At 48.1% G+C, this 7599-nt stretch carries 8 protein-coding genes and 1 tRNA gene; 1 reads left to right on the top strand and 8 read right to left on the bottom strand.

All coding sequences use genetic code 11. The annotated features are described in order from the left end of the window. From BEA93_RS21820 to proB, 7 genes are all read right to left on the bottom strand, one after another. The coding region (locus BEA93_RS21820) for an antA/AntB antirepressor family protein (protein WP_172955107.1) at positions 1-497 on the bottom strand (497 nt) is incomplete at its 3' end. A 78-nt stretch (positions 498-575) separates the two neighbouring features. Next, entirely contained in the window at positions 576-773 is a 198-nt protein-coding gene (locus BEA93_RS21815; RefSeq protein WP_001526647.1) for a helix-turn-helix transcriptional regulator, read from the bottom strand. A 255-nt stretch (positions 774-1028) separates the two neighbouring features. After that, positions 1029-1745: a hypothetical protein gene (locus BEA93_RS21810; RefSeq protein ID WP_001526646.1), complete on the bottom strand. Its 717-nt coding sequence runs from the start codon at positions 1743-1745 to the stop codon at positions 1029-1031. Positions 1746-1843: 98 nt separating this feature from the next. Then, positions 1844-3058 (bottom strand): tyrosine-type recombinase/integrase, encoded by a 1215-nt coding sequence (locus BEA93_RS21805; protein ID WP_000772650.1) that lies wholly within the window; start codon positions 3056-3058, stop codon positions 1844-1846. A 166-nt stretch (positions 3059-3224) separates the two neighbouring features. Further along, positions 3225-3300 (bottom strand) — tRNA-Thr (locus tag BEA93_RS21800). A gap of 115 nt (positions 3301-3415) precedes the next feature. Further along, the gene (gene proA / locus BEA93_RS21795) at positions 3416-4669 is read right to left on the bottom strand and encodes a glutamate-5-semialdehyde dehydrogenase (protein WP_105225059.1); all 1254 of its coding nucleotides are present in this window, start codon (positions 4667-4669) and stop codon (positions 3416-3418) included. Positions 4670-4680: 11 nt separating this feature from the next. Next, complete coding sequence (proB, locus tag BEA93_RS21790) at positions 4681-5784, bottom strand: glutamate 5-kinase (RefSeq protein ID WP_001515789.1); 1104 nt, start codon at positions 5782-5784, stop codon at positions 4681-4683. Between the two features lie 287 nt (positions 5785-6071). Between proB and phoE the strand changes: the two genes are divergently transcribed. Beyond that, complete coding sequence (gene phoE / locus BEA93_RS21785; RefSeq protein WP_001515788.1) at positions 6072-7127, top strand: phosphoporin PhoE; 1056 nt, start codon at positions 6072-6074, stop codon at positions 7125-7127. A 38-nt stretch (positions 7128-7165) separates the two neighbouring features. On the opposite strand, the gene crl is transcribed toward phoE, so the two are convergent. After that, on the bottom strand, positions 7166-7567 hold the full coding sequence (gene crl / locus BEA93_RS21780) for a sigma factor-binding protein Crl (protein ID WP_000174683.1): 402 nt from the start codon (positions 7565-7567) through the stop codon (positions 7166-7168). Between the last annotated feature and the right edge of the window lie 32 nt (positions 7568-7599).

The following is a 7599-nucleotide window of genomic DNA, read 5'->3' as shown; positions in this document are numbered from 1 at the left end:
TTCAGTTCCCGGCGTAACGCTGCGGAACGCACTGGCGCTACCTTGTGTAGCTCCTCCTCGCATTTGATGAAGTACTGACGAACGGCGCGGCCCTGTTCGGTGCGCTCGACCATCGCCAGTTCTTTCGCCATGTTCGTGGAGATCAAATAGTCTTCACTGCGACGATCACCGCCGCGCTTTGTTGTCCAATCAAAATCAAACTGTTCAATATTTACACTTTGGTTCCCCCGTTTCGGGGAATCAAAGTACAAATTATCTACAACTTCAAAATCCACGCCCTTTTTAAATCCGTACTCATCAATGCGTCCTTTAATCCAGGTTGTGAAATCACGCTTCACACCCAGCGCCTTATGCAACGCTCTGGCGCTAACAATATTGGTTTCACGTCCGCCAATAACGCCGGAAATAACCGGGATAATTTCGCCGAAATTTTGCAGATTCTGGTTTTCAGGCCGAACGAAGCCCTGCCCCTGTACGGGCGTTTTTCGCTGTTTCATAAAAACTCCTGCTATCGAATTAAGTTACTTTTTATTTGCTAGTGGATAGTTGGGGCTTCTGGCCCCGTAGCCATTTAATCAGGTAGCTGTTCCGCGTGATTCCGCAATACGCTGATTAATCCACTCGTCAATTTCACTCTCAACGAAAGCAATAGCTCGCGAGCCAATTTTAACTGATGCAGGAAATTTACCTTGCCCCATAAGGCGATAAATCCATGCCTTGCTATATCCAGTTCTACGCTGAACTTCCGTTAAACGAATAAGAGAGTTTGCCATATATTCACCTTGTAACGTCTATAAAGGTGTACATAGCTTGCATTAAGAAAAGTGATATTTATAGATGCTTACCATTATGAATGGCGAATACCATTTCAGTGAAATAGCTCCACCTTTTTTTAATAATGGCGTTTACTATTTTAAGTATCATGCTGACGTGAAACACGAAGAAAAATTACTGTTCTTACGATTTAATCTGCATTGGTGGTTACTTTTTTTTGAAAGGAAACCACCATTTTTCTGGAATAGCGACCACTATTTAACTTTTTGTTTTTTTGGTCTTCTACCAATACGCTTCAGATGTTCAGGCCTTAAAATCAGATTCACAGCCCTAGCAACATTAGAACCCGCCCCCCGTTTTTTCAAATATTCAAGTACCTCATGCTCTGTCGGAGCCGTCTGTGGGTCATCTGGGTCATACGTCGACCATAGTTCTCTTATAGCATCCTGCACATACTCCAACCCATCACTCTTATGCCCATAAGTACACAAATACTCGTCAGGATTAATTACCTGATGAGATGATTCAATGATTGCTGGCGGATTAACTTCCTTAACAGGTATAGGGCGAGGGCATCTCGCAAAATCAACGCTCTCATTTTTTATCCACTCATATAAAGAATGGCGACTAATTAAAGTTTTATCCTTGCTTATCTCATATGCACGATCGGTCAGTTGCGCTGATGTCAGACGTTTGTACTCAATATCACAAACATTTCCCCAATTATCGTATTCAACTATTTCAGAGGTACATTCAACAGGAGTTAAGACACCACGACGGATGGCTGTTACCATTCCATTAGCCAACCCCCATGCCATTTTCCAACGTTCATGTTTATTATCTCTGACATGTTCAAGAGTAGGGTAATCATAAGGATCAATTCCGGCCAACAATAAAGCGGCCTGGGTGATAGAAAACTCCTGTACTGTTCGCCAGTGGGATAAGTCAGGAATGTTTTCCACAATTGGCATATTCTCCCCCTTCAAGCGGTCTAATGTTAAGGCCGAGCCAGCTCTGTTTGCATCAGCCTTTTTAGGTGCTCAAAGTCTACTACTGTATACTCAACCAGTCACCCGCATTTTCCGAACTCACCATGCACCACATTTCCGCCATGCTCGAGCGAATCCATATAGTCGGCATACCACTGGAGCATCTCCCGGCGACCATCCAGATATTGCGCATGGTTGTATGTGCCACGAATTGAGTTTTTATCGACGTGTGCGAGCTGTGTCTCTATCCACGCGGTGTTATAGCCCTGCTCATGCAAAATGGTGCTCATGGTGTGCCGGAATCCATGACCAGTAACCTTTCCGTTATAGCCGATGCGTTTAAATACTTGGTTTATGCTAGCCTCGCTCATTGTTTTCCTTGGATCATTACGGCCGGGAAACATAAGCGGATAATTGCCAGTTAATTCTTTAATCTGCCCAATAAGCGAAAGAGCCTGCTTAGACAAAGGCACCACATGAGGGCGACGCATTTTCATCCGTGAAGCAGGTATCTCCCAGATAGCCTTGTTGAGATCGATTTCATCCCATAATGCACCGCGCAGTTCGCCAGTCCGCAAACCGGTGATAATCAGTAGACGAGCCGCCATAACAACCAATGCACTTCCTGAGTAACTGGACAATGCCTTGAAAAAATCAGGTAATTCTTTGGCTGTGAGGAAAGGATAATGATTAGATTCATGACCTTGCATCGCGCTGGTGAGATCCGGTGCAGGGTTATACTCAGCACGTCCAGTGACAATTGCATAGCGGAAAACTTCCCCGCATCGCTGCCTCACTTTTTTGGCTTTTTCGGTAGCACCGCGCCCCTCGATGCGCCGCAGCACATTCAGCAGTTCAAGTGGTTTGATTTCGGCGATTGGTTTTTTGCCAATGTAAGGGAACACATCTTTGTTGAAGGCTTCGAGGATGTCTGAAGCATAACCAGCAGACCATTTTTTTAATTTGCTGCTGTGCCACTCAAGGGCAATATCTTTGAAGGTGTTGTTTAACTGCGTTTCCCGGGCAATCTTTTCCTCTCGTTTCGCTTCCATCGGATCGATACCCCCAGCGATCCCCCTTTTAGCTTCTTCACGTTTTGCACGAGCATCAGCCAAGGTAACTTCAGGATACACACCTAGTGCTAACAGCTTCTCTTTACCAGCTACACGATATTTGAAGCGCCAATATTTTCCTCCACTAGGTTTTACCAAGAGATACAGACCACCACCATCAGCCAGCTTGTAAGCCTTCTCTTTTGGCTTGGCAGTGTCTATTTGACGGGCATTGAGTTTCACTTGGGGGTACCTCCACTAAACCGAACAGCAAATACCCCCAAAAGTACCCCCAATTGACTGTAGATTTTGGGGTACTTAAGTAGACATCAAAAGACTAAAAGGGGCGCTAACATGCGGATTATAAGAGTTTTTTAAATACTTGAGTAGACTTGGGGAGACGTTAGAATGGTGCCGATAATAGGAGTCGAACCTACGACCTTCGCATTACGAATGCGCTGCTCTACCAACTGAGCTATATCGGCCCTGAAAAGGACATGTTCACGAACGTGAATCACGGTGGACAAGGTTAAAACTAACCGGGCGATGCGTCAATGGCCTTGTGAATCAAATGGCTACTTTTGCATCACCCGGTTTTATTTACGCACGAACGGTGTAATCACCAATACCGATCCACTTGTAGGTGGTCAGCGCTTCCAGCCCCATTGGTCCGCGTGCGTGGAGTTTTTGCGTGCTTACCGCCACTTCCGCGCCAAGACCAAACTGGCCGCCGTCGGTGAAACGTGTAGACGCGTTAACGTAAACAGCAGAGGAGTCCACTTCATTGACAAAACGCTGGGCATTGCGCATATCACGCGTCAGGATCGCATCGGAGTGTTGCGTCCCGTGCTCACGAATATGGGCGATGGCGTCGTCAAGATCGCTGACGATTTTGACGTTCAAATCTAACGACAGGAATTCATCGTCATACTCTTCCGCCTTAACAGCCACCACTTTCGCAGATCCTGCCTGCAACTGCGCCAGTGCCGCAGCATCGGCGTGTAACGTCACGCCGCTTTCCGTCATTTGCTTGCTTAACGCAGGCAGGAAGTTATCAGCGATGTTTTTATTCACCAGCAACGTTTCTACCGTATTGCAGGTACTCGGACGCTGGGTTTTCGCGTTGACGATCACTTTCAGGGCTGCAGAAATGTCAGCACTTTCATCAACGTAAATATGGCAGACGCCAATGCCGCCAGTGATCACCGGAATTGTCGACTGCTCGCGGCACAGCTTATGCAAACCAGCACCACCACGCGGGATCAACATGTCGATGTATTTATCCATGCGCAGCATTTCACTCACCAGTGCGCGATCCGGATTATCAATCGCCTGCACTGCGCCTGCCGGTAAACCGCAGGATTTCAGGGCGTCCTGAATCACCGCTACCGTTGCAGCGTTAGTGCGACAGGTTTCTTTGCCGCCGCGCAGGATCACCGCGTTACCAGTTTTCAGACACAGCGAAGCGACATCAACTGTCACGTTCGGACGCGCTTCATAAATTACACCTATAACACCCAGCGGCACGCGGCGACGCTCCAGACGCAGGCCGCTGTCCAGCACACCTCCATCAATCACCTGCCCTACCGGATCGGCAAGATTACACACCTGCCGCACATCGTCGGCAATGCCTTTCAGGCGCGCGGGCGTTAACGCCAGACGGTCAAGCATCGCTTCGCTAAGGCCATTGGCACGCGCGTCAGCAACATCCTGGGCGTTAGCATCGAGGATGCTTTCGCTCTGTGCTTCCAGCTCATCAGCGATCTTTTCCAGCACGCGATTTTTTTCGCGGCTGGAGAGTTGCGCTAATTTATACGAGGCTTGCTTCGCAGCAATGCCCATTTGTTCCAGCATCGGCCTGCTCCTTAACGGGTAATCATGTCATCACGGTGAACGGCAACCGGGCCGTATTCATATCCCAGTATTGCATCAATTTCTTGCGAGTGGTGTCCGGCAATACGGCGCAATGCATCGCTGTTATAGCGGCTAACGCCGTGAGCAATATCGCGACCTTCGAGGTTGCAAATGCGGATGACTTCACCGCGGGAGAAGTTGCCACTCACGCTTTTAATGCCTTTCGGCAACAGGGAACTGCCGCGTTCAAGAATAGCGGCGGTCGCCCCTTCATCTACAGTAATTTCACCCGCTGGCGGCGCGCCAAAAATCCAGCGTTTGCGGTTTTCAAGCGGAGTAGCCTGGGCATGGAACAACGTACCAACCGGGATACCTCCCATCACGTCGCCAATGACGCCTGGCTTGCTACCCGCGGCAATAATGGTATCGATACCCGCACGACAGGCTACGTCAGCCGCCTGCAACTTGGTGCCCATGCCGCCGGTTCCAAGGCCTGAAACGCTGTCACCGGCAATCGCGCGCAGCGCATCATCAATACCGTAAACATCTTTAATCAGTTCCGCCTGAGGATTACTGCGCGGGTCTGCGGTATACAAACCTTTTTGATCGGTCAGCAGCAGCAGTTTATCGGCACCGGCCAGAATTGCCGCTAACGCCGAGAGATTATCGTTGTCGCCAACTTTAATCTCTGCCGTAGCGACAGCATCATTCTCATTAATTACCGGAACGATGTTGTTGTCGAGCAACGCACGCAGGGTATCGCGGGCGTTCAGGAAGCGTTCACGATCTTCCATATCTGCACGCGTCAGCAGCATCTGCCCGACGTGAATACCGTAAATTGAAAACAGTTGTTCCCACAATTGAATCAGTCGGCTCTGCCCTACCGCCGCCAGGAGTTGTTTCGAGGCGATAGTCGCTGGCAGTTCCGGGTAGCCCAGGTGCTCACGTCCGGCGGCAATCGCGCCCGACGTCACAATTACAATCCGATGCCCGGCGGCATGTAGCTGCGCGCACTGGCGAACAAGTTCAACAATATGGGCACGGTTCAGGCGGCGCGATCCACCTGTTAGCACACTGGTGCCGAGTTTTACCACCAGCGTCTGGCTGTCACTCATGATTCTCTGCCATTCAATGTTAGGAAAAATGATATCAAACGAACGTTTTAGCAGGACTGTCGCCGGTTGCCAACCATCTGCGAGCAAAGCATGGCGTTTTGTTGCGCGGGATCAGCAAGCGTAGCAGCCGTTGTTTACGCTTTTATTACAGATTTAATAAATTACCACATTTTAAGAATATTATTAATCTGTAATATATCTTTAACAATCTCAGGTTAAAAACTTTCCTGTTTTCAACGGGACTCCCCCGCTGAATATTTGTGCGTTAATTAAAATCAGGAATGAAAATGAAAAAGAGCACTCTGGCATTAGTGGTGATGGGCATTGTGGCATCTGCATCCGTACAAGCTGCAGAAGTATATAATAAAGACGGTAATAAACTGGATGTCTATGGCAAAGTAAAAGCCATGCATTATATCAGTGATAATGAGAGTAAAGATGGCGATCAGAGTTATATCCGTTTTGGTTTTAAAGGCGAAACACAAATTAACGATCAACTGACCGGTTATGGTCGTTGGGAAGCGGAGTTTGCCGGAAATAAAGCGGAGAGTGATACCGCACAGCAAAAAACGCGTCTCGCCTTTGCCGGATTGAAATATAAAGATTTAGGTTCATTCGATTATGGTCGTAACCTTGGCGCATTGTATGACGTTGAAGCCTGGACAGATATGTTCCCGGAATTCGGTGGCGACTCCTCCGCCCAGACCGACAACTTTATGACTAAACGCGCCAGCGGCCTGGCGACTTATCGTAACACCGACTTCTTCGGCGTTATTGATGGCCTGAACCTGACCTTGCAATATCAAGGAAAAAACGAAAACCGCGATGTTAAAAAGCAGAACGGCGATGGCTTCGGTACGTCACTGACATATGACTTTGGCGGCAGTGATTTCGCTATCAGCGGTGCCTATACCAACTCTGATCGTACCAACGAGCAGAATCAGCAAAGCCGTGGCACGGGTAAACGCGCAGAAGCGTGGGCTACGGGTCTTAAATACGATGCTAATAATATTTACCTGGCAACCTTCTATTCTGAAACGCGTAATATGACGCCAATTTCTGGCGGCTTTGCCAATAAGACGCAAAACTTTGAAGCAGTCGCACAATACCAGTTCGACTTTGGTCTGCGTCCATCCCTGGGTTACGTATTATCAAAAGGGAAAGATATTGAAGGCATCGGTGATGAGGATCTGGTCAATTATATTGATGTTGGTGCCACGTATTATTTTAACAAAAACATGTCAGCATTTGTTGATTATAAAATCAACCAACTGGATAGCGATAATAAGTTGAATATCAATAATGATGATATTGTCGCGGTTGGGATGACGTATCAGTTTTAATTAATATTGCCGGATGCGAGGCATCCGGCACATTTCACTCACGCCGTTAACTTCACCGGTTCATCGCGAAAATCATCCGCCGGTTCCAGCTTAAAATTCAGCGTCGTCAGCAGTTCACGCAGCTTTTCATGAAACTCACGCAAAGTATGCTCCAGTCGCTCAACCACTTCTGCATCGTTTACCGGAACACTCGTCCAGTCACCTGCTTTATCAAACAGACCGAACTGATAACTGTAGGTAAAACGGGACTCCTGCGCTTCCAGTTCCATCCACCAGCCCCAAAACTCACGCACTTCCGGCGCGGGTTTCACGTTGACGCATACAGCCAGACAATCGAAAAAGAATCGATTATCTTCGCACTTACCTTCACGAATATACGGGCCAAGTGCGGTAAATTTTTTGATCAATCTGCTTTTCGGGTGTCCACTCGGTAACGTCATTGCGATCTCCTGTTGTGATGCAACTGTTTTAC

The sequence above is a fragment of the Escherichia sp. MOD1-EC5950 genome (assembly GCF_002965345.1).
Classification (GTDB): Bacteria; Pseudomonadota; Gammaproteobacteria; order Enterobacterales; family Enterobacteriaceae; genus Escherichia; species Escherichia marmotae.
The sequence above is the reverse complement of the archived record's forward strand: the minus strand, read 5'-3'. Positions and strand labels throughout refer to the sequence as shown.

Bases quoted from the DNA above. Each gene is read 5' to 3' on its own strand.
- crl (WP_000174683.1), bottom strand. From the start codon at position 7,567: ATGACGTTACCGAGTGGACACCCGAAAAGCAGATTGATCAAAAAATTT.
- proA (WP_105225059.1), bottom strand. From the start codon at position 4,669: ATGCTGGAACAAATGGGCATTGCTGCGAAGCAAGCCTCGTATAAATTA.
- phoE (WP_001515788.1), top strand. From the start codon at position 6,072: ATGAAAAAGAGCACTCTGGCATTAGTGGTGATGGGCATTGTGGCATCT.
- BEA93_RS21810 (WP_001526646.1), bottom strand. From the start codon at position 1,745: ATGCCAATTGTGGAAAACATTCCTGACTTATCCCACTGGCGAACAGTA.
- BEA93_RS21815 (WP_001526647.1), bottom strand. From the start codon at position 773: ATGGCAAACTCTCTTATTCGTTTAACGGAAGTTCAGCGTAGAACTGGA.
- proB (WP_001515789.1), bottom strand. From the start codon at position 5,784: ATGAGTGACAGCCAGACGCTGGTGGTAAAACTCGGCACCAGTGTGCTA.